This window comes from Flavobacterium sp. Root935 (genome assembly GCF_001429295.1).
Taxonomy (GTDB): domain Bacteria; phylum Bacteroidota; class Bacteroidia; order Flavobacteriales; family Flavobacteriaceae; genus Flavobacterium.
Window position 1 is genome coordinate 1,154,147 of the sequence record NZ_LMJL01000008.1, and the last position, 22,382, is coordinate 1,176,528.

Annotated in this window: 15 protein-coding genes, 2 tRNA genes and 1 pseudogene; 9 read left to right on the forward strand and 9 right to left on the reverse strand. The window is 33.5% G+C overall.

The features are described 5' to 3' along the window. Positions 1 to 36 precede the first annotated feature (36 nt). Both ASE40_RS10130 and ASE40_RS10135 read left to right on the forward strand, forming a co-directional pair. On the forward strand, positions 37 to 2,337 hold the full coding sequence (locus tag ASE40_RS10130) for a T9SS type B sorting domain-containing protein (RefSeq protein ID WP_241774353.1): 2,301 nt from the start codon (positions 37 to 39) through the stop codon (positions 2,335 to 2,337). Between the two features lie 111 nt (positions 2,338 to 2,448). Beyond that, positions 2,449 to 4,896, forward strand: coding sequence for a T9SS type B sorting domain-containing protein (locus tag ASE40_RS10135; protein ID WP_057116830.1), 2,448 nt, complete (start codon positions 2,449 to 2,451; stop codon positions 4,894 to 4,896). Between the two features lie 86 nt (positions 4,897 to 4,982). Here the strand turns inward: ASE40_RS10135 and typA are convergent, their stop codons facing one another. Continuing rightward, positions 4,983 to 6,779, reverse strand: a complete 1,797-nt coding sequence (gene typA, locus ASE40_RS10140; protein ID WP_057116831.1) for a translational GTPase TypA — start codon at positions 6,777 to 6,779, stop codon at positions 4,983 to 4,985. 168 nt (positions 6,780 to 6,947) lie between these two features. Between typA and ASE40_RS10145 the strand changes: the two genes are divergently transcribed. Further along, positions 6,948 to 8,657 (forward strand): PAS domain-containing protein, encoded by a 1,710-nt coding sequence (locus tag ASE40_RS10145; RefSeq protein ID WP_057116832.1) that lies wholly within the window; start codon positions 6,948 to 6,950, stop codon positions 8,655 to 8,657. A gap of 4 nt (positions 8,658 to 8,661) precedes the next feature. Then, positions 8,662 to 9,069, forward strand: a complete 408-nt coding sequence (locus ASE40_RS10150) for a response regulator (protein ID WP_057116833.1) — start codon at positions 8,662 to 8,664, stop codon at positions 9,067 to 9,069. Between the two features lie 169 nt (positions 9,070 to 9,238). Here the strand turns inward: ASE40_RS10150 and rpsT are convergent, their stop codons facing one another. The 4 genes from rpsT to proS all read right to left on the reverse strand — a co-directional run bounded on the left by rpsT (position 9,239) and on the right by proS (position 11,390). Beyond that, entirely contained in the window at positions 9,239 to 9,490 is a 252-nt protein-coding gene (rpsT, locus tag ASE40_RS10155) for a 30S ribosomal protein S20 (protein ID WP_012026903.1), read from the reverse strand. A gap of 153 nt (positions 9,491 to 9,643) precedes the next feature. Then, positions 9,644 to 9,715: transfer RNA gene (locus tag ASE40_RS10160), tRNA-Glu, on the reverse strand. A gap of 46 nt (positions 9,716 to 9,761) precedes the next feature. After that, positions 9,762 to 9,833, reverse strand: a tRNA-Glu gene (locus ASE40_RS10165). Positions 9,834 to 9,911: 78 nt separating this feature from the next. Continuing rightward, entirely contained in the window at positions 9,912 to 11,390 is a 1,479-nt protein-coding gene (gene proS / locus ASE40_RS10170; protein WP_057116834.1) for a proline--tRNA ligase, read from the reverse strand. A 101-nt stretch (positions 11,391 to 11,491) separates the two neighbouring features. Here proS and ASE40_RS10175 point away from each other — a divergent pair, with 101 nt between their 5' ends. The 5 genes from ASE40_RS10175 to ASE40_RS10195 all read left to right on the forward strand — a co-directional run bounded on the left by ASE40_RS10175 (position 11,492) and on the right by ASE40_RS10195 (position 17,039). Further along, positions 11,492 to 12,481 (forward strand): hypothetical protein, encoded by a 990-nt coding sequence (locus ASE40_RS10175; RefSeq protein ID WP_057116835.1) that lies wholly within the window; start codon positions 11,492 to 11,494, stop codon positions 12,479 to 12,481. 41 nt (positions 12,482 to 12,522) lie between these two features. After that, positions 12,523 to 14,040, forward strand: a complete 1,518-nt coding sequence (locus tag ASE40_RS10180) for an OmpP1/FadL family transporter (RefSeq protein ID WP_057116836.1) — start codon at positions 12,523 to 12,525, stop codon at positions 14,038 to 14,040. Between the two features lie 152 nt (positions 14,041 to 14,192). After that, complete coding sequence (rimO, locus tag ASE40_RS10185) at positions 14,193 to 15,506, forward strand: 30S ribosomal protein S12 methylthiotransferase RimO (protein ID WP_057116837.1); 1,314 nt, start codon at positions 14,193 to 14,195, stop codon at positions 15,504 to 15,506. A 43-nt stretch (positions 15,507 to 15,549) separates the two neighbouring features. After that, positions 15,550 to 16,110, forward strand: coding sequence for a hypothetical protein (locus ASE40_RS10190; protein WP_057116838.1), 561 nt, complete (start codon positions 15,550 to 15,552; stop codon positions 16,108 to 16,110). Between the two features lie 26 nt (positions 16,111 to 16,136). Beyond that, positions 16,137 to 17,039, forward strand: coding sequence for an N-acetylmuramoyl-L-alanine amidase (locus tag ASE40_RS10195; RefSeq protein WP_057116839.1), 903 nt, complete (start codon positions 16,137 to 16,139; stop codon positions 17,037 to 17,039). A gap of 316 nt (positions 17,040 to 17,355) precedes the next feature. On the opposite strand, the pseudogene ASE40_RS10200 reads toward ASE40_RS10195, so the two are convergent. The 4 genes and pseudogenes from ASE40_RS10200 to ASE40_RS10215 form a co-directional block, all read right to left on the reverse strand. Continuing rightward, positions 17,356 to 18,413, reverse strand: a pseudogene (locus ASE40_RS10200) (outer membrane beta-barrel protein); the annotation flags it as partial. Positions 18,414 to 19,016: 603 nt separating this feature from the next. Then, on the reverse strand, positions 19,017 to 19,982 hold the full coding sequence (locus tag ASE40_RS10205) for a glycoside hydrolase family 5 protein (protein ID WP_082586791.1): 966 nt from the start codon (positions 19,980 to 19,982) through the stop codon (positions 19,017 to 19,019). An 11-nt stretch (positions 19,983 to 19,993) separates the two neighbouring features. Next, the gene (locus ASE40_RS10210; protein ID WP_057116842.1) at positions 19,994 to 21,226 is read right to left on the reverse strand and encodes a glycoside hydrolase family 27 protein; all 1,233 of its coding nucleotides are present in this window, start codon (positions 21,224 to 21,226) and stop codon (positions 19,994 to 19,996) included. A gap of 89 nt (positions 21,227 to 21,315) precedes the next feature. Beyond that, positions 21,316 to 22,371 carry a hypothetical protein gene (locus ASE40_RS10215; RefSeq protein ID WP_057116843.1) on the reverse strand — a complete coding sequence of 352 codons (1,056 nt, stop codon included), beginning with the start codon at positions 22,369 to 22,371 and terminating at the stop codon, positions 21,316 to 21,318. Positions 22,372 to 22,382 lie beyond the last annotated feature (11 nt).

Sequence of the window (22,382 nt, forward strand, 5' to 3'; positions counted from 1 at the left end):
AAAATCTTAATTGTTTTATTTCTGCTGTCCTGTGTCATGCATAAGACCAGTGCTCAAAATATTACTGTTAATCCAAATATCACGCCTGCAGATTTAGTTCAAAATATTTTAATCAATAGTTCTTGTATTGCTATTGACAATGTAAGCGCTTCAGGAAATCCGTCCGCAAATGGTCAAAGTTATGCTTCCTTCACCGCAGGAACTAATTTTCCTTTTTCGGGCGGACTTGTTCTAAGTACTTCGCCAAGTCAAAATGCAGAAGGTCCTTACAACCAAGCAGATTCTAAAGGTGTACAAGTACAATCGTGGAACGGTGATAATGACTTAAATAGAGCATTGGGCATTAACAATAGCAGACAAGCAACAGTATTAGAATTTGACTTTACTGCTTTGACGAATTCTATCAGCTTTAATTATCTGTTTGCTTCAAATGAATATCAGTTCAATTATCCATGCATTTATTCAGATGGTTTTGCCTTTTTAATTAAGGAAGTTGGAAGTTCCGAAGATTATAAAAATTTAGCAGTTCTACCAAATTTAACTACGGCAGTTTCTGCGACAACTGTGCATCCTAAAATAAATCCGATTACAACTCCAGAAGGAATAGTAAAAGGATGTGATGCTGAAAATGAAACTTATTTTAATGGTTATAATTCTGCAGTAAGTCCAATAAATTATGCGGGGCAAACCGTTGTAATGAATGCTTATACAGATGTAGTTCCTAATAAAAAATATCATCTAAAATTGGTTATTGCAGATGATGAAACCAGACAATATAACTCGGCTGTTTTTATACAAGCCGGAAGTTTTGTAACCCGAATAAATTTTGGACAAGATAGAACGGCTGCTAATAATAATCCTGTATGTTTTGGAGAAAATTTCGTTTTAGACACCAAATTAAGCACTTCTGATTACAATTTTAAATGGTTTAAAAAAGACGATTCTAATAATTATATACAACTATCTGGCGCCATAACTTCTACATATGCTGTAATTACATCGGGAACTTATAAAGTAGAAGCTACATTAAACGGCACAACTTGCGTTTCAGTTGGGGAGATAACAATCGAATTTACGCCAGAAATAGTCTCAACAAATACTTCTTTATTGCAATGTGATGATAATACTGACGGAATTTCAATTTTTAATTTGACGAAGACCGCTAATATTGTGAAAAACAATAATACGCAAATTATCAATCAAGGATACTATGAGAACTTAGCAAATGCACAAACCAAAACAAATCCAATTGTAAATCCAGAGAGTTACACCAATAAAGCTCCGAATCAAATTGTTTATGCAAGAATAGAGAATTCCTTTGGTTGTTATACTACTCCACAAATTGCTTTAAACATTTCTAATTCAATTATTCCCGATCAATCTCCAATTGCAACTTGTGATGGTGACGATACTCAAGACGGTTTGTACCAATTTGATTTGAATTCTGAAGTAACACCACAAATCTTGACAGGATTACCGGCAGGATTGATTATCAATTATTATTTGACAGCAAATGATGCGATAACAGAAACAAACGTACTGCCTAATATTTTTAAAAATACAACGCCAAATAGTCAGACTATTTATGCTCGAGCAGCAAATGGTCCTGATTGTTATGATATAGCTCCAATAGAATTAATTGTCCACACTTTTGATCCGCCTAATTTTGAAGATGAAACACTGTATTTATGCAAAGGTGATCAGATAACATTAACGGTTGATGCTGGCTTTCAAAGCTATACTTGGTCAAATGGTAACACTACAAATTCAATACTAATTGACACGGCTGGAGATTATTCTGTTACAGTAACTGATATTAATAATTGTCAAAAAACTAAAAAATTTAAAGTCATTCTATCTGAGCCTGCAGTAATTACAGGAGCCGACGTAAAAGATTTTTCTGGGGTAGATAATACGGTATTAATTCAATATACTGGAGTTGGAAATTATGAATTCTCTCTAGAAGGCTCTGTTTTTCAAGATGATCCAACATTTACACAAGTAAATCCAGGTATTTATAATGCAATTGCCCGAGACAAAAATGGCTGCGGAATATCTAATTCGTTTGTAGTCTATGTGTTAGATTATCCTAGATTTTTTACTCCCAATGGCGACGGATATAACGACTTATGGGCAATCAAAAATATTGAAGAAATGCCTGATTATAGTATTTCAATTTTTGACCGTTATGGTAAATTGTTAAAACAAATGACTCAAAACAGTTTAGGCTGGAACGGAATATTCAACGGACAACAATTGCCGTCGGATGATTATTGGTTTACCCTTCAATTCATTAATGGAAAAAATGTTAAAGGTCATTTCAGCTTGAAAAGGTAAAGTAGAATTTTAACTAATTCTTTACTAAAAGCTTAAAACAATTTAAAAAGTAAAGCATAAAAAAATACAAAACATCAAATTTATCTTATATTTACTTTAAATTCTTATAAGATGAATTTATGTAAAACTGTACTCTTTCTTTTTTTACTTTCTACAAATATTTATTCGCAAAATGATTGCATCGATGCAATTGTAGTTTGCGGCAATTCTGGTTTTAAAGGTTTAAGTATACAAGGCGCCGGAAACGTTCAAGAAATTACAGGAGAAAACAGCTGTGGTTCTAGAGAAAATAATAGCGTATGGTTAAAAATTTCAATTAAAACTTCTGGAACGTTTGGTTTTATTATAAAACCTGAAAGTTCTGATCTTAACGAAGATTTTGATTTTTTTGTATTTGGCCCAGATGCAAAATGTACTTCATTAACATTTCCCATTCGCTGTTCTACCACAAATCCTAATATGGCAAAACTCACCTACAACCATACGGGAATGACAGCTGATTATTTTGACACGTCTGAAGGTCCTGCTGAACTTGGAGACGGGTATATCAAATGGATTAACGCAAATGCTGGAGAATCTTATTTTATTGTAATTGACAGGCCTGTCGGAATTAGTAATTTTTCTTTAGAATGGCTGGGCACAGCAACATTTGATGATGCACCAAGTATCAGCGTTCCTGTTTTAAGTGATTTGAATATTACAAAATCTGACTTTTCTGGACAGGCAAATTCTTCATTAATTTTTGATTTGACAGCAAATTCTCCAAAAATAACAGGATCTCAAACAGGAGTAAAAATTACTTATCATACTTCTGAAAATGATGCTATTATTAATAGCAATCCAATAGCAGATCCAACTGCTTACAGAAACACTACAAGTCCCGAAACTATTTTTGTGAGAGCAACAAACACGATTACACAATGTTATAATACTGCTTCTTTTACAATTAAAATAAATGACAAAGTTGTTTTTCCGAATAACAAGGTTGAAGTTTGTGATGAAAATGATGCAAATCCATTCGATGGAAAAACGAAAATTGATTTTGATCAAGTAACAAAAGTAGTTTTTGATAATGCTGATGTTTCTGGTTTAACTATCAATTATTATTTAACTCAAAGCGATGCTGATAATAACAGCAATCAATTGCCAAATCTTTTTAACAGCATTACACCATTTGAGCAATCGGTATTTATAAAAGCCTTTAATAGCCAGCTCAGCGCATCTGTAGCAGAAGTAAAAATTACTATAAATCCTTTACCGCCAGTAAACAATGTCAGTCTTGTACAATGTGATTCTGGTGAAAATGCTAATGGTTTTGTGTTGTTCAATTTAAAAGAAGCAAATGCAGCTTTGACCAATAATAATCCTGATCTTGAAACTTCTTTTTTTATAAGTAAGACCGATGCTGAAAGCAATACAGATCAATTGTCTACAGAGTATACCAATAGTAGCAATCCTCAAATTGTGTTTGCCAGAATCACTAATTTACAAACTAAATGTAGCAGCATCTCTACCTTAAATTTAAAAACCAATGTAATTTCGGTACAAACTTATCTATTGGATATTGCTTGTGATGATGATGAAAATGAAGATGGCATACATACCTTTAATTTAACCAACGCAAATATTCCTTTCACAAACACTCAAGAATTAAAATATTACGCTACAGAAAATGATGCTTTATTAGAACAAAATCAGATTCAGACACCTTCACAATATAACAACAAAGTCCCTTATAATGATTTTGTCTATGCAAGAATTGAAGAAGGAAATGAATGTTTTGGAATCAGTAAAATTAAATTAGAAGTCATCCGATTACCCGATATAGAAATTATTGGTACAACAACAAATGTCTGCGATAATGATTCTTCTTATTTTGCCCAATTAGATGCTGGAATAAAAGACATTAATACATTAAGTGACTTTGTATACGTCTGGAAAAAAGACGGTGTTGAAATATTGGACAAAACAGCATCAAATATCGAAGTCAATACCAGCGGAATTTATACTGTAACAGTCTTCAACAAAAATAATTGTTCTAAAACGAGAATAATTCAGGTTGTATCTTCAAACATTGCAACTATAGAAAGCGTTGAAGTTGTCGATTTACAAATTGATAATTCTAATAAAATTAAGATAAATGTTTCTGGAAGCGGAGATTATGAATTTAGTTTAAATACTCCAAACGGTCCTTTTCAAGATTCAAATGTATTTGAAAATATAAAATCTGGAATTTATGAAGTCTATATTAATGATAAAAAGAATTGTGGACTGGTCAGTAAAACAGTAGCCGTAATTGGTGTTCCACAATTTTTCACACCCAATAATGATGGTTTTAATGATTATTGGAATATCATTGGATTGAATGGCAATGAATATAAAAATTCCAAAATTTATATTTATGACAGATATGGAAAATTACTAAAACAATTAACCACATTTGACAACGGCTGGGATGGAACATTTCAAGGAATTCCATTACCATCAGATGATTATTGGTATACTTTAAAATTAAGCGATCAGCGAGAAAGTAAAGGTCATTTTTCGTTGAAAAGGTAAATTCCAAGTAACTCAATTTTATAATAAAAAAAGAATCCCAAACTCCATACGGAATTTGGGATTTTTATATTAAAATTGAAAACTAATTAGATTTTATATCTTTTTCTATCAGTTTCACTTAAATAAATCTTTCTTAAACGAAGAGATTTTGGAGTAACTTCAACATACTCATCTTTTTGAATATACTCTAAAGCTTCTTCTAATGAGAATTTGACAGCTGGAATAATTCTAGCTTTATCATCAGCTCCAGAAGAACGTACGTTAGAAAGTTTTTTCGTTTTAGTAACGTTAACAGTCATATCGTCGCTACGAGTGTTTTCTCCAATAACCTGACCTTCATAAATATCTTCGTTAGGATCAACAAAGAATTTACCACGATCTTGTAACTTATCGATAGAGTAAGGAATTGCTTTTCCGTTTTCCATAGAGATTAATGAACCGTTGTTACGTCCAGGAATTTCTCCTTTGTAAGGCTCATATCCAATGAAACGGTGTGCCATGATAGCTTCACCAGCAGTAGCAGTAAGCAATTGATTTCTTAAACCAATAATTCCACGAGATGGAATATTAAATTTAATAATCATACGCTCTCCTTTACCTTCCATAGAAAGCATTTCACCTTTACGGATAGTAACGAATTCAACTGCTCTACCTGAAAGGTTTTCTGGCAAGTCAATAGTTAATTCCTCAATTGGCTCACATTTAACACCATCAACTTCTTTGATGATAACTTGCGGCTGACCAATTTGAAGCTCATACCCTTCTCTTCTCATTGTTTCAATAAGAACAGATAAGTGTAACACACCACGACCAAAAACCATGAATTTATCAGCAGAATCAGTCTCTCCAACTTTCATTGCTAAGTTTTTCTCAAGCTCTTTTGTCAATCTTTCACGAATATGTCTAGAAGTAACAAATTTACCTTCTTTACCAAAGAAAGGAGAATCGTTAATTGTAAACAACATACTCATTGTTGGCTCATCGATAGCGATAGTTTGTAAAGCTTCTGGGTTTTCGAAGTCAGCGATAGTATCACCAATTTCAAATCCTTCAATACCTACAACAGCACAAATATCTCCAGCAATAACTTGATCTACTTTTCTACGGCCTAAACCTTCAAAAGTGTGTAATTCTTTAATTCTAGATTTGATTACTTTACCGTCTCTTTTTACTAAAGAGATTGGCATTCCTTCTTTCAATACACCTCTTTCAAGACGACCAATTGCGATACGACCTGTAAAAGAAGAGAAATCTAAAGATGTAATCAACATTTGAGGAGTACCTTCAGATACTTTTGGAGCAGGAACATTAGCGATAACCATGTCTAATAATGGTTCAATGTTTTCTGTTTGATTTCTCCAATCATCAGACATCCAGTTGTTCTTAGCAGAACCGTAAACCGCTGGGAAATCTAATTGCTCTTCAGTTGCACCTAATTCAAACATTAGATCAAAAACTTTCTCGTGAACTTCTTCTGGAGTACAGTTTTCTTTATCAACTTTATTGATAACTACGCAAGGTTTCAATCCTAAATCGATCGCTTTTTGCAAAACGAAACGAGTTTGAGGCATTGGTCCTTCAAAAGCATCAACTAGCAAACATACACCATCGGCCATGTTCAATACACGTTCTACTTCACCACCAAAATCGGCGTGGCCTGGGGTGTCAATAATATTGATTTTTGTTCCTTTATATTGAACCGATACGTTCTTAGAAGTAATTGTAATACCTCTCTCACGCTCTAAATCGTTATTATCTAGGATTAAATCACCTGTGTTTTCGTTTTCACGAAATAATTGACAGTGATACATAATTTTATCAACCAAAGTGGTTTTACCGTGATCGACGTGGGCAATAATTGCAATGTTTCTAATAGATTCCATCTGTGATTTTTAATGGGCGCAAAGGTACACTTTATTTTTTAATAAAAAACGTTTCTGACATAGTTTGCGTATATACAATCAATTAGTTAATGTAAAACACCAAAATATCGCCTTCAAAATAATATTAACATATGTTTAGTTATAGTTAATTTAACTATATTTGAGGTAATGAAAAGTAAAACTCTCCAAATTACTCTTATTTATTCAATCATCTCGATAATTATGGCAGTTTTGTGTCATATATTACTCATAAGTTACTTTTCTTCATCAGAATATCAATATTTATCACTTATAAAAGACATTATCTTTATTCTAATTACAGGATTGGTTTTCAGGTTTATACTGGCAAAAAATGAAAAAAGGAGTATTACCATTTTTGAAAAGCTAAACAAAACCAATGAAGAAATAAAAGAATCTAATGAGAAATATGACATCGTAGCAAAAGCAACAAGCGATACTATCTGGGATTGGAAAATTCAAGAGGATAGTATTAATTGGAACAAAGGAATTGAAAGTGTTTTTGGTTACAACCCTGAAGAAGTTGGAAAAACTTCTAAATGGTGGTTTGACAAAATTCACCCAGAAGACAGTATCCGAATGTCAATAAAATTATATTCTTTTATTGAACAAAAAACAGAAAAATGGCAGGATCAATACCGTTTTAGATGCGCAGACGGAACTTATAAATATGTTTTGGACAGAGGTTTTTTATTGAAAGATGAAAGCGGAAGAGCCATTAGAATGATTGGTGCTATTCAAGATATTACTAAACAAAAAGAAGAAGAACAACGTTTAAAGCTTTTAGAAACTGTAATTACTCAATCTAGAGATTCTATTTTGATCACAGAAGCCAATTCGCCTGACGGAAAAATCCCTAAAATTGTTTATGTTAATCCAGCATTTTCGCAAATGTCCGGATACCAATCCAATGAAATAATTGGAAAGTCACCTAACATCTTTAAGGGGCCGAATTCTGATTCTGAAGAATTAAAGAAACTTTTACGTGCTATAAAAAACGAAGAAGAATGTCTAATTGAAACTATCAGCTATACCAAAAATAAAGAAGAATTTTGGGTACGTTTTTCCATGATTCCAATTTTCAGCAACGAAGGAGCTATTTCGCACTGGATTTCCATACAAAGAGATATTACCGACGAGAAAAAACTAGAAACAGAAAAAGAGCATCTTATTCGAGAATTAACCCAAAACAATAAAGATTTAAAACAATTCTCTTACATTACATCTCATAACCTTAGAGCCCCATTATCTAATTTAATCGGACTTTTAAATTTAATTGAAGACATTCCTGTAGAAAATGAAGAACTCCAGGAAATTCTTACTGGCTTTACAAAATCGACACATTTATTAAACGAAACAATTAATGATTTAGTAAAAGTTATAATTATCAAAGACAATCCTTCGATGCAAAAAGAAGAAGCATCTTTAGAAGAAGTTTTTGAAAATGTATTCAGTCAGCTGTCATTCCAAATAGAATTGCACAAACCTATAATCAAACTTAAGTTCGACAAAGTACCAGAGCTCATTACCAATAAAGCATATATTGAAAGTATTTTATTAAACTTACTTACCAATTCCATCAAATATAAATCAGAGAATAGAAAATTAAAAATATCTATAACTGCAGAAAAAATCGATAATAAAACAATCCTAACCTTTAAAGACAACGGAATTGGAATTGATTTAGAAAGAAACCGAGACAAAGTATTTGGTCTTTATCAAAGATTTCACAATTATCCAGATAGCAAAGGATTAGGTCTTTATCTCGTGAAATCGCAGGTAGAAACAATGGGAGGAACTATTTCTATAGACAGCGAAGTTAACAAAGGAACCACATTTACAATAACATTTAAAAATTAATATTATGCTTGAGCAGATCTTATGCGTTGACGATGATCCAATCACATTGATGCTATGCAAAAAGGTAATTTCGAAATCTTCATTTTCACATGAAGTTATTACAGCTCAAAACGGTGAAGAAGCTCTCCATCATTTCAACACCTTAAAATACACAAACGATAAAAATAAAAGAAAACCAGAATTGATTTTCTTAGATTTAAACATGCCAATAATGGGCGGATGGGAGTTTTTAGATCATTTTACTTCTTCAGATTATGACGAATTCAACTCTGCTCCTGTAATTGTATTGTCCTCTACAATTGACCCAGAAGATTTAGCTAAAGCAAAACAATATCCTATTATAATCGATTTTCTTTCTAAACCCATTACACAGCCAATGCTGGAATATCTTAAAAAGAAAATAGATCTTTAAACTTAAAAAATTTCAAATCAAAAAATCCAAATTCCAATCTTTTAAAATTAGAATCTGGATTTTTTGATTTTGATCTAATAAACAAAGCGTTTACTTAAACTTTCATTTTTAGCAGAAACAAAAAAGTCCTCGAATGAGGACTTTTATATATCTTTCAAATTGTATTTAATTACAATTTAGCAACATGTTTAGTTAATTTAGACTTCAAGTTAGAAGCTTTATTATCATGAATGATGTTCTTTTTAGCTAATTTATCAATCATAGAGATTACAGTTGATAATTTTGCAGCAGCATCAGACTTATCAGTAGCTAATCTTAATGCTTTAATTGCATTACGAGTAGTTTTATGTTGATATCTGTTAAGAACTCTTCTTTTTTCGTTACTTCTGATTCTTTTTAATGCTGACTTATGATTTGCCATTTTCTTTAATTTTAGATGTAATAATTTATTATAAATACTAGTTAAAAAAGAAAAACCTCCCACAATTGTAAAACAATCACTTTGGTTTTAACTAATAAAATAAAAACCGAGACACCAATTTTTATTTTACAAAACTTATTTACAACTAATTTGTAGTCCGTAGGGGAATCGAACCCCTGTTACCAGGATGAAAACCTGGCGTCCTAACCCCTAGACGAACGGACCATAATTCTCCTAAGTTTGGAAACTTTTCAATATGTAATATAACTTGTAGTCCGTGGGGGAATCGAACCCCCCTTACCAGGATGAAAACCTGGCGTCCTAACCGATAGACGAACGGACCGTGCTTCTGTATTGCGGATGCAAAGATACATCTATTTTTTAGTTGCACAATAGTTAACACAAAAAAAAATATATTTTTTTAATATGCCTTAGCAAAAAGCACTCTTTTAGAAGAAGGATTCCCAGTAAACACACAGGTTCCCGCCTCTTCAACAGCATCTAAAGGGATACATCTAATTGTTGCTTTTGTCAATTCTTTTATCTTCTCTTCTGTTGCAGCAGTTCCGTCCCAGTGAGCAGACAAAAAACCTCCTTTACCTTCAAGAACTTCTTTAAACTCCTCAAAATTATTTACTTCTGTAATATGAGTATCGCGGTAGTTTAATGCTCTGTCAAATAAATCTTTTTGAATTTGTTCTAACAAGTCATTAATGTATTCAACAATTTTTTCACCTTCAACAACTTCTTTAGTCAAATTATCACGTCTTGCAACCTCAAAAGTTCCGTTTTCTAGATCTTTTGGACCAACAGCAATTCTAACAGGAACACCTTTCAATTCCCATTCAGCAAATTTGAATCCTGGTTTTTGAGTTGTTCTGTCATCGTATTTAACCGAAATCTTAAGCTTTTTCAATTTCGCAGTCAATTCATTAACCGCTGCCGAAATCTGTGCTAATTGTTCGTCTGTTTTATGAATCGGCACAATAACAACTTGTATTGGCGCTAAATTTGGAGGCAGTACTAATCCTTGATCGTCAGAATGCGTCATAATCAAAGCTCCCATCAAACGAGTAGAAACTCCCCATGACGTTCCCCACACATGTTCCTGTTTTCCTTCTGCATTAGCAAACTTAACATCAAAAGCTTTGGCAAAGTTCTGACCTAAAAAGTGAGAAGTACCAGCCTGCAATGCTTTTCCATCCTGCATTAAAGCTTCAATACAATAAGTTTCATCTGCACCTGCGAAACGTTCTGTTTCAGTTTTAAAACCTTTTACTACCGGAATTGCCATAAAACTTTCTGCAAAATCAGCATAAACATTCATCATTTTTTCAGATTCTTCAATAGCCTCTGCCTTTGTAGCATGCGCAGTGTGCCCTTCCTGCCATAAAAACTCTGCTGTTCTCAAAAACAAACGCGTACGCATTTCCCATCGAACGACATTAGCCCATTGGTTAATCAACAAAGGCAAATCTCTATATGATTGTACCCATCCCTTATAGGTAGACCAAATAATTGCTTCACTAGTAGGACGAACAATAAGCTCCTCTTCTAACTTTGCATTTGGATCAACCATTAATTTCCCAGGTTTTTCTGGATCGTTTTTTAATCTATAATGTGTTACAACAGCACATTCTTTTGCAAATCCTTCAGCATTCTTCTCCTCAGCCTCAAACATGCTTTTCGGCACGAACAAAGGAAAATACGCATTTTGATGTCCAGTTTCTTTGAACATGCGATCTAATTCAGCCTGCATTTTTTCCCAAATAGCATATCCGTATGGTTTAATTACCATACAGCCTCTAACTCCTGAATTTTCAGCTAGATCTGCTTTTACAACCAGCTCGTTATACCATTTCGAATAATCTTCTGATCTTGTAGTGAGGTTCTTACTCATATTATATAGTTTGGCACAAATTTTGTTTTAATAATTTTAACTAAATAGTTTGACAAAACTAACTATTTTTGTAATGTGCAACAATAAAAAACACCACAGATATGAAAACTAACATTTCTCTTCGCCAAAACTCTAATCATTTTTACTTAATTGGATTATTGAGTTTATTACTTGCGTCGTGTGGTTCTTACCAAAATTCATCATATCATGACAATGATGGTGTATACGGTAATTCTTCATCAAACAGATATGTGCAGCAGTCTAATGGCACAAACAATCAATACAAAGATTATTTCAGATCACTGCAAGATGATAACCAACCGACAGAAATTTTTACTGACGTTGACAATTATACCAATTATTCAGAAAATGACAGTACTCAAACAGCTTCTGTAGCTTATCCTGCATGGGGAAGCAGTAGCTCTGACGTTTCTGTAAACGTATACTCAAACCCATCATGGTCATTTGGCTTTGGAATGGGCTATCCTTATTACGGATGGGGCTATGGCGGATACTGGGGCTGGGGATACCCAGGTTACTGGGGAGGCTGGGGTTATCCAGGATACTGGGGACCAGGCTGGGGCTATCCAGGATATTGGGGAGGCGGTTACTACGGCTACAACAACTATAACTATACTTACGGAAGAAGAGGTTCTGCCGCATATTATGGAAACAGAAATTATGCATACAACCGAAGCTATACTTCTAACAGAGGTTTTACAACAAATAGAAACTACACTACTAACAGAGGAAGTTACACAACCAATAGAAACTACACAACAAACAGATCTAATGGTTATACTGACTTTAGAAGATCTAATATGAATGGAGGAACTAGTCCGTCATTTACAAATAGAAGAGCTAATACCAATAGTGTAGATTACAGTAACTCTAGAAGATCTTACAACAATAGTAACACTACGACAAACAGAAGCTATAATTACAACAATAGCAACAACAGCAGTTCATCAAGAAGCTACACTCCTAGCAGTCCATCACGTTCAATGAACAGCGGTGGCGGTGGAAGCATGAGATCTTCTGGCGGCGGTGGCGGCGGTATGAGATCTGGCGGTGGCGGAGGAAGAAGATAATTTTTTCTCACTAAACTAAATTCAAACTAAAACTTATCCAAATGAAAAAAATACTTTTCCTACTTATAACAGGACTAACTGCCAGCGCGTCATATTCTCAAGAAGTTTCAGATGCTTTGCGTTATTCTCAAGACAATCTAACAGGAACTGCAAGATTTAGAGCTATGAGCGGTGCTTTCGGTGCTGTTGGAGGGGATTTATCATCTTTAAGCGTCAACCCAGCTGGTTCTGCAGTTTTTAATACCAATCAAGTTGGAATATCTTTTAGTAATCAAAACATTAAAAATAATTCTGAGTACTTTGGAACTCAAACTTCAGATAAAGAAAACTCTTTTATTTTAAATCAAGCGGGTGGTGTTTTTGTTTTTAAAGATCGTAATCCTAACAACGGATGGAATAAAATTGCCATTGGAGCGACATACGAGAATACTAATAATTTTAATAACAATGTTTTTTCTGCTGGAATAAACCCAACTAATTCTGTAGATGGTTATTTCTTGGAGTTTGCAAATGGAATTCCTTTACAAGATATTGATGGATTAGATTATAGAGATTTAAACTATAGAGAGCAACAGGCTTATATGGGATATTGGGGACATGTTATTGATCCCGTTACCAATACACCAGGAAATACAGAATATATTAGTAATGTTCCGAGAGGGGTTAATCCTGAAGAAGGAAATTATTATCAAGAAAATGAAATACACACTAGAGGCTACAATAGTAAGGTAGGTTTTAATATTGCAACTTCATACAGAGATAGACTTTATTTAGGAGCGAACTTAAATGTTCACGTAACTGACTATAGAAGATCGACAAGTTTTTACGAAGACAACAGCAATCCATTACAACCTTATGAAACTATTTCAAATTTACGTTTCAACAACGAATTGTATACTTATGGAAATGGTTTTTCTTTCCAGCTTGGAGCTATAGGAAAAGTAACTGACGCTTTTAGACTAGGTGTTGCTTATGAATCGAATACTTGGTATGAACTATATGATGAAACTTCACAAAGTATTTACACGACAAGACAAGCAGATGGTGGACAACCTTTAAATGCGAATGTTAACCCGAATATTGTAAATGTATACGAATCATACACTTTACAAACTCCAGACAAATGGACTTTTAGCGCTGCGTATGTTTTTGGAAAATCAGGTTTATTGAGTGTTGATTATGCGGTAAAAAATTACGGAAATGCAAAATTCAAACCAACAAATGATGCTGGTTTCAGAGGAATCAACAGCGATATCAATAATAATCTAACTAGCACAGGAGAGCTTCGTATTGGTGGTGAATATAAAATTAATCAACTAAGTTTACGAGCTGGATATCGTTTCGAAGGAAGTCCGTACAAAAATGGAACTACTGTGGGAGATTTAACCAGCTATTCTGGTGGTTTGGGTTACAATTTTGGAGGCACTAAATTAGATTTAGCTTACTCTTATTTAGAAAGAAAATCGAATCAAGGATTTTTTGCTACAGGTTTTACAGATGGGGCTAACCTGTCTTCAAAACTAAACAATGTAACACTTACTTTATTATTTGAATTGTAATTAAGAATAAATAGATGAATGAAAATTTCCGTTTGGTATTTACTGAACGGATTTTTTTTTNAAAATCCGCTTCATAAAAAACACCTAAAACATGCTGAAACTAGTGTGTTTGAATAAAAAAAGTGTAATTTTGCACTCCAATTTATAAAAGTATGAGAACCAAGTCTTTAAAAAAGAACAAAATTAACGTAATCACTCTTGGGTGTTCAAAAAATGTTTATGACAGTGAAGTCCTTATGGGTCAGCTGCGTGCCAATGGAAAAGAAGTTGAACATGAAGCTCCAGCAGAAAAAGAAGGAAACATTATTGTAATCAACACTTGTGGTTTTATTGATAATGCAAAAGCAGAATCGGTAAACATGATTTTGGAATATGCAGATAAAAAAGACAGAGGACTTGTAGATAAAGTTTTCGTTACAGGATGTTTATCTGAACGTTACAGACCAGATTTAGAAAAAGAAATTCCAAATGTAGATCAATATTTTGGAACTACAGAATTACCTCAATTATTAAAAGCTCTAGGAGCAGATTATAAACATGAATTACTTGGAGAGCGTTTGACTACGACTCCAAAAAATTATGCTTACCTAAAAATTGCAGAGGGCTGCGACAGACCGTGTAGTTTTTGTGCAATTCCTTTAATGAGAGGTTCGCACGTTTCTCAGCCAATTGAAAAATTAGTTAAAGAAGCTCAAGGTTTGGCTAAAAACGGCGTTAAAGAGTTAATCTTGATTGCTCAAGATTTAACTTATTACGGACTTGATCTTTATAAAAAAAGAAATCTTGCGGAACTTTTAGAAGAATTAGCAAAAGTTGAAGGCATAGAATGGATTCGTCTTCATTATGCTTATCCAACTGGTTTCCCAATGGATGTTTTGGAATTAATGAAACGCGAACCAAAAATCTGTAATTATATTGATATTCCGTTACAGCATATTTCAGATTCGATTTTAAAATCGATGCGTCGTGGTACTACTCAAGCTAAAACAACTCAGTTGTTAAAAGATTTCCGTGCTGCAGTTCCAGGAATGGCAATTAGAACTACTTTAATTGTTGGTTATCCAGGTGAAACTCAAGAGGATTTTGAAATTTTGAAAGATTTTGTTCAAGAAATGAAATTTGACAGAATGGGATGTTTTGCTTATTCTCACGAAGAAAATACTCATGCTTATTTATTGGAAGACAATGTTCCAGATGATGTCAAACAGGCTAGAGCAAATGAGATTATGGAATTACAGTCTCAAATTTCTTGGGATTTAAACCAAGAAAAAGTAGGAAAGACTTTCAAATGTATTATCGACAGAAAAGAAGGAGCACATTTTGTTGGACGTACAGAGTTTGACAGCCCTGATGTTGACAATGAAGTATTAATTGATGCTTCTAAACATTACGTAAAAACAGGTGAATTTGTTAATATAAAAATAATTGAAGCTACAGAATTTGATTTATACGGAGAACCTGCTTAAATTTACGCTGAACAATAGTTAACATTAGATAAAAGATACTTTTATGAAACCAATTCAAACTTTATTTATTTTAGTTTTAAGCCTATTCTTTTTCGATAGTGCCTCTGCACAATATGGAAACGGATACAACAATGGTTATGGTAATGGCTATGGCAACGGTTACGGAAGAGGCGGCGGAATGGACAGAAGTATGATGGCAGGACAGCAGCAAGGTTCACAAAGTAAGCCTAAAGAAATTCCTGTTGAAGAAACGGCTGGTAAAATTGTCGAACAAATGAAACCTGATGTAAATCTTGATGACTTACAAGCAATTGCTATTACAAATGTTTTGACAGACAGTTTAAGAGAACAAGGTATTTTATTGAAAAATGAAAGCAGTAGTCAAGAGCAAAAAATTGAGCAGATAAAAGCTTTAAGAGAAAGTACTGATAAAAAAATTGGCTCTTTTTTAAATCCAGATCAAATAGAGAAGTACAAGACTTTCATGGAGAAACTAAAAGAAGGCAAAACAGGAAAATCTAAGAAGAAAAAAGACAAAGACTCAAAAAAATCTAAAGAAAATACAGAAGTAAAAGAAAACACAGATACGAAAATCGAAGAATAATCGTTTAAAACCATAAACAACGAATTATGACAAAAAAACATTTTTGTTATCTTATTTTAGCTGTTATAATCAGCTCTTGCTCTACAAATCCGTATAAGAATACGGAAAAAGCATATGACCAGCAGTTAAAAACTTTAGAAAACCAGATTACCAACAAAGAAGCAAAACCAATTCCTGCAACTCCTGTTGTAATTGATACTTCTTATGCACAACAATTAGGAATTATAAAAGATACTTTATCTAAAACTGGTTCTACCTATTTAGTAAATGGAATTAATACAGAGTGGATTGGTACCGTAAACTTTAATTTAAGAAAACCAAGTTTCGTTATTATTCATCATACTGCTCAAGATTCGCTTCAGCAGACTATTAGTACTTTTACAAAAACAAAAACTCAGGTTAGCGCACATTATGTTATTTCTGAAAATGGAAAAGTAGTACAAATGCTTAACGATTACCTTAGAGCTTGGCATGCCGGAAATTCTACTTGGGGAAAAACAACAGATTTAAACTCCTGCTCTATCGGAATTGAATTAGACAATAATGGTTTCAAACCTTTTACAGAGGCACAAATCAACAGTCTTGTTGCTTTGCTGACTAAGCTGAAAAAAGACTATAACATTCCGACTCAAAACTTTTTAGGTCACGCCGATATTGCTCCAGGAAGGAAACAAGACCCAAGTGCTTTATTTCCTTGGAAAACACTTGCCGAAAAAGGTTTCGGAATCTGGCCGGATGAAATTCTAGAACCTGCACCATTCGATTTTAAAATCGAACCTGCACTTCGAATAATTGGATATAATACTAAAAATTTAACTGCAGCAATTCAGGCATTTAAATTACATTATATTCAAACCGACGCAACCTCAACCTTAGACAGAAAGACAATTGATACTATTTATTCGATTTACAAAAAACAAGTTCAATAAATAAGATTCAATTTTAAAATAAGCAACGCATTTCTAAGTTTTAGAAATGCGTTTTTTTTATTTAAATAGCGAAAGAATATACAAGAAATTGATTTATAAAAAGAAGACACACTGCAGCGCGTCTCTACAAAATATTGTTAGAATAGACCCACTAAGAGCTTTAAGTGACACAACTAACAACTAACAACTAACAACTAACAACTCAAAATTCACAGTTTACCATTCACAATTCACAATTTACAATTCACAAACCTCTTCCAATAAAAAAGCTGCCAAAACATTAGTATGTTTCGACAGCTCCAAAAAAAAAAAAAANAAGCTTCCTCCTGTTGGCAATGCATCTTTATCTAAGAATATATCTTCAGACGCCGCATCGTATCTAAGCTCAGGAATAATTGTAAGCTTTCCAACTTTGTAATTTAATGAAACCGTGTTTGCAAAAACACTAGATCCTGTTAATGTCCCCATACTTGGCGCTGCATCTTTAGCATCAAAATATTCCATTCTGTAAGCTAAAAGCAATGATGGGCTGAATGAATAATTAGCATATCCAACTATTGAAAACCACTCACCATCTAAAGCACTATCAAAATCGTTTGTAGTTTTAGCGTAAGTTGCATTTAACCCAAGACCAAAACTATCACTAATTGTTTTAGAAGCAGTCAAGTCAAACTGAGTTTTATTTTCGTCTGATACTGGAATTACACTTCCTGGTATTGGATTAGTACTTCCTGTTGTAAAATTCAAATAAGCACTTCCTGTATCTCCTATATATCCTACCTGCCCTATGAACGTTTTTTGATAAGAACCCGCATCCATCGCTGATTTAAAATCTGTTGGATTTGTTACTCCTAACATAGCTGTAAATTTACCAGCAGTATATTGTGCTTTAACACCCGTGTTAAAAAATGGACCATAAGAAAAAGCATAAGACATACTGTAGTTTTTGTTATCTACGGCATCCAAAACTTCATATCCAATATGAGTTCCAAAACTACCTGCCACTACTTTAAATTCATCAGTCAAATTGTATGTAAAGAATAATTGTTTAATTAAAAATTTTGCACTTACATCTTTATCTGGTGTTTCATTATATGAAAACTCTGCTGCTCTTTTTCCGAAACCTAAGTCTACAAAAACAGAAGCTTTTCCAAAAGTATGACCTGCCTCGATCGACGCCATTCCTAGTTCGAATGAATTTTGTGAGTTGGTGAAGCTCGTTAATCCATTCATCTGTTTTGAAAAATCATATTTATAGTACGCATCTGCAGAGCCTCCCCAGGTGGTTGCTGGTGGAGCGGCTGCTTCATCTTCTTGGGCAAAAGCAAAAGAACTTGTTAACATCGCGGCTAAAATGTGAAATACTTTTTTCATGTTTTAAATTGGTTTTTAGTTATTAATTGATTCTGGTTAGTTAATCTTTTATATATCTATTTAATAGTATAAGTCATTTCTAAAACCTATTTCCGCCCTCTAAAACATCATCATTTTCATTAGCGAATTTATTAACTTTTGTATGAGTAGAATAATTCAAAAGTACTTTTTTGACGTTTTAGACGAAGAATTACGGATTACAAAAATTAAATTAACAATAATCGTTATTTGACATTTATCGATATTTTTTTTTGAAAATTCAATAACATAATTTCAAGCAAAGCAATTAAAAAAACAGGGTTTAATTAAAAAACAAAGCTAAAAACTGACATAAAACAATTATAAAACTACCTTAAAACAAAAACAACCCCAAAATAAAATGGGGTATTAATCAAAAACAATACAAAAAAGAATAAAAGTCAGATTCTCGTATCAATTAAAAAACAGTTGAAAACCAGCGAAACTAATTCTTACAAAAATAAAATCAGGAAAATCACCTTTATCATCACTTTTACAAGCTCAAATGCTTAAATAAAAAGTTCATAAAAACAAAAAAGCCTGCTCAAGTTTGAACAGGCTCTTTTTTAAACAGACAATTATTTTCTAGTCTACCTTATTATACTTTCTTAAATATTCTCGAACTTTAAGTCCAGATTCTTTTAAATCTTCGTCTTGCCATTTCCCTTCAGATTTAGCTGATTTCTTTAGGATTGAACAAGTTTCATCTTTATCAGATACCGACCAAGTAATCCAGCTTATCTTTCTAGATTCCATCCAATCTATATATTCCTGCCAAGCTTGATAGTTTAAAGGTCCATCTCCTGATGCTTCCATTCCTGCTGATTCTGAAACAAAAACGGGGAGTCCGCTTTTGATTGCCGCGTCTGTTCTGTCTCTTAATTCTTTTCCGTGTGTGGCAGCATAAAAATGCATGGTATACATTATATTAGTATAACCTGTAATTGGGTCTTCGGCAGGAAGATCAATATCTTGATCCCAATGCGGACAGCCAACGAGTATAATATTATTAGGATCGTTCTCTCTGATGACTTTAATTACCTCTTCCGCATAATTTTTTACTTCCCACCAAGCTTCATGATCTGGCTCATTAAATACTTCATATATAATATTAGGATACTTAGCATATTTTTTTGACATCTCTTCAAAAAATACTTTCGCCTCTTTTAAGTTGATATTGTGACTGTGCCAATCTATTATTACATAGATATCCGATTTTATGGCGCCATTTACAACTGCTTCTACTTTTTCTTTAGAAAACTGCGGATTATTAATATAGGAAAGATCTCCGAGTTCTACACCCATTGCAGCGCGAACTACATTACAATTAAAATCTTTTTTTAACCAGGCTACTGCTTTTTCATTATAAAATCGAGGCCATAAACTATGCCAGCCAAAACTTAGTCCGCGAAGAACAACAGGATTGTTGTTCTTATCTACAAGCTGCGTTCCCTGAACACTTAACTGACCATGCTTTTTTACAAATTGTGCATTCGAAATACTGCCAAACATTACAAGAAAAAAAGTGACATACCAAAGCTTCAACTTCATAATATTAGGTTTTAAGGAATTAGTTTTAAAGTTATAACATCATGCGAAGCAATTGCTGCACTAAAAGATTTCTTAGTATTTCCTGCTTCTTTATTTTTCCAAAGATCTTTTATTTTGAATGTCGTCTTATTAAAATCCGCTTCATATCCGAAATCGGCATCTTTGAAATTGTTTTTATTCCAATCAAAATTAACTTTCTTTGAAGTTTCAGTTCTATTGATAAAACTAACTGCCCAAGCTCCATCAGAAAGCGGTTTTACCCACACTTCTACTCCATCTAAAACAGTGTATTTGAATCCTTGAATTCCAAGCTTATCTTGATTAACAGACAGTAACTCTTTATTGGTCAAAATTGCCAGTGTTTCTTTAGTCATTTTTCGATAATCATTTCCTGTAAATAATGGAGACGACAACATACACCACATTGCAAAATGCGATTTATCTTCTATATCATTCATTTCGTTTCCAACTTCCATCATATCAAAATCATTCCAATGATCTGGGCCAGAATATTTACGAATGTCTTTTCGCATATCGGCAATTTTCATAAATCCCCAAGACGACCAATTTTCTGGATGCTTGAATTCGCAGTCAAAACAAGGATAGATATCTCCCGAAATTCTCCACAGGTTTCCAACTGGTTTTCCCCATTCCCAAGGCTGATTATCGCCCCATTCGCAAAGACTAAAAACAATTGGTCTTCCAGCTGTTTTTAACGCATTGCTCATTGTTGTATAGGCTTCTTTAGCGGTAATTCCTTCGGTATTACACCAATCGTATTTTAAGAAATCGATTCCAAGCTTGGCATAAAATCGAGCATCTTGATATTCATAACCTCTTGTTCCTGGATATCCTGCACAGGTTTTTGTTCCTGCACAATTATATAATCCGAATTTTAATCCTTTACCATGCACATAATCAATCAGTGATTTCATTCCGTTTGGAAATTTTTGTGGATCAGGAACTAAATCACCATTTACATCACGTTCGTGTGTCATCCAGCCATCGTCTAAGACAATGTAATTGTAACCGGCAGCCGCTAAACCAGAAGAGACCATTATATCAGCAGTTTCTTTTACTAATTTTTCGTCAATATTCGTTGCAAACGTATTCCACGAATTCCAGCCCATTGGCGGAGTCATTGCAAGGCCTTCAAATTTTCCGGCTTGTTGTTTATGTGTATTGCCTTGAGCTAAAGCAAAACTGGAAACACTCAAAGTCAGCATTAAAATTATTTTCTTCATTCTCAATGAATTTAAAAGATATACAAAAAAGATATTCCCTAATTGAAAATTAGGGAATATCACAAAACTAACTCAAAAAACAGAAATGTTTATTTTAATACAAATCCTAAATCGTCAAACAATACAGTATTACCGCCGTCATTATTAGACTCTTGGAATGTAATCATTGTAATACTTGATGGACTTCCTAATTTATCCAACGGAATTTCCATATAAACCCAACTTGTTGTAACTGGAATTACATAGTTTGGCCCTCCATTTAAATTAAAGTTCACTTGTCCATTTTTAGCTCCTTTTACAGCAATTCTAAAGGCTTTATACGGCGTCATATCAAAATTAAAGCCCCAGTTTCCACCGTCCCAGCCAGCAAATTCCCACTGCCAAGATTTTTCTCCTTGATAGGAATCTCCTCCAAAATCAAAATTAACTCCTTTGCCTGCCCAAGGTCCACCCCATTGCATTCCATATAGTTTATCATCATACAGCGCTGTGCCAATTGCTTCTTTTGAAACTGCTGTTCCTGAAATATTGGTTACAGCCAAATATCTATGATCTGCATTGGCTGGAATTTTAACTACTACCTGCTCTAAAGTTGATGATATTACTTCAACTGGAACAGCAGGCTGTGTTGGAGTTGCTGAAAGCGTAACAATAGGATCTAGAAAATACTTACCTTTTATAATTACTTCGTCACCTTCTGCACAATTTATATAATTAAAACCGCTAAATGTTGGCACTGGAGGCGCAACCATTAAATCAAACTCTGCTGTTCCATTTTTTGTAACAACTTTTAGTTTATTCGAAGCATTCGCAAAAGGAGTCGCTTCATCTACCAAAACAATTATATCAGTATCGGTTACAAAAGTTGGTCTAAAATAAGTATCAAAATCATTAAAATACACTTTTGTAGTACCCAAAAGTCCTTTTCCGTGAATAACATAATAGTTTTTCGGATCTACTAATGTTACTGGCTCTAGCGGCTTAAGAGTTCCGTCAAGATTATATCCCGAAGGCATTACTGATTCTATTACAGGTCCTCCGCTGGAAGCATCTGCATTATCATCGTTAGAGCATGAAGTAAAAAGCAATAATGATACTATTAATGCGAGGCATGCTGCTAATGAAACAATTTTTAAATTTTTCATGTTTTATATTT

Bases quoted from the DNA above. Each gene is read 5' to 3' on its own strand.
- ASE40_RS10130 (WP_241774353.1), top strand. From the start codon at position 37: ATGCATAAGACCAGTGCTCAAAATATTACTGTTAATCCAAATATCACG.
- ASE40_RS10135 (WP_057116830.1), top strand. From the start codon at position 2,449: ATGAATTTATGTAAAACTGTACTCTTTCTTTTTTTACTTTCTACAAAT.
- typA (WP_057116831.1), bottom strand. From the start codon at position 6,779: ATGGAATCTATTAGAAACATTGCAATTATTGCCCACGTCGATCACGGT.
- ASE40_RS10145 (WP_057116832.1), top strand. From the start codon at position 6,948: ATGAAAAGTAAAACTCTCCAAATTACTCTTATTTATTCAATCATCTCG.
- ASE40_RS10150 (WP_057116833.1), top strand. From the start codon at position 8,662: ATGCTTGAGCAGATCTTATGCGTTGACGATGATCCAATCACATTGATG.
- rpsT (WP_012026903.1), bottom strand. From the start codon at position 9,490: ATGGCAAATCATAAGTCAGCATTAAAAAGAATCAGAAGTAACGAAAAA.
- proS (WP_057116834.1), bottom strand. From the start codon at position 11,390: ATGAGTAAGAACCTCACTACAAGATCAGAAGATTATTCGAAATGGTAT.
- ASE40_RS10175 (WP_057116835.1), top strand. From the start codon at position 11,492: ATGAAAACTAACATTTCTCTTCGCCAAAACTCTAATCATTTTTACTTA.
- ASE40_RS10180 (WP_057116836.1), top strand. From the start codon at position 12,523: ATGAAAAAAATACTTTTCCTACTTATAACAGGACTAACTGCCAGCGCG.
- rimO (WP_057116837.1), top strand. From the start codon at position 14,193: ATGAGAACCAAGTCTTTAAAAAAGAACAAAATTAACGTAATCACTCTT.
- ASE40_RS10190 (WP_057116838.1), top strand. From the start codon at position 15,550: ATGAAACCAATTCAAACTTTATTTATTTTAGTTTTAAGCCTATTCTTT.
- ASE40_RS10195 (WP_057116839.1), top strand. From the start codon at position 16,137: ATGACAAAAAAACATTTTTGTTATCTTATTTTAGCTGTTATAATCAGC.
- ASE40_RS10205 (WP_082586791.1), bottom strand. From the start codon at position 19,982: ATGAAGTTGAAGCTTTGGTATGTCACTTTTTTTCTTGTAATGTTTGGC.
- ASE40_RS10210 (WP_057116842.1), bottom strand. From the start codon at position 21,226: ATGAAGAAAATAATTTTAATGCTGACTTTGAGTGTTTCCAGTTTTGCT.
- ASE40_RS10215 (WP_057116843.1), bottom strand. From the start codon at position 22,371: ATGAAAAATTTAAAAATTGTTTCATTAGCAGCATGCCTCGCATTAATA.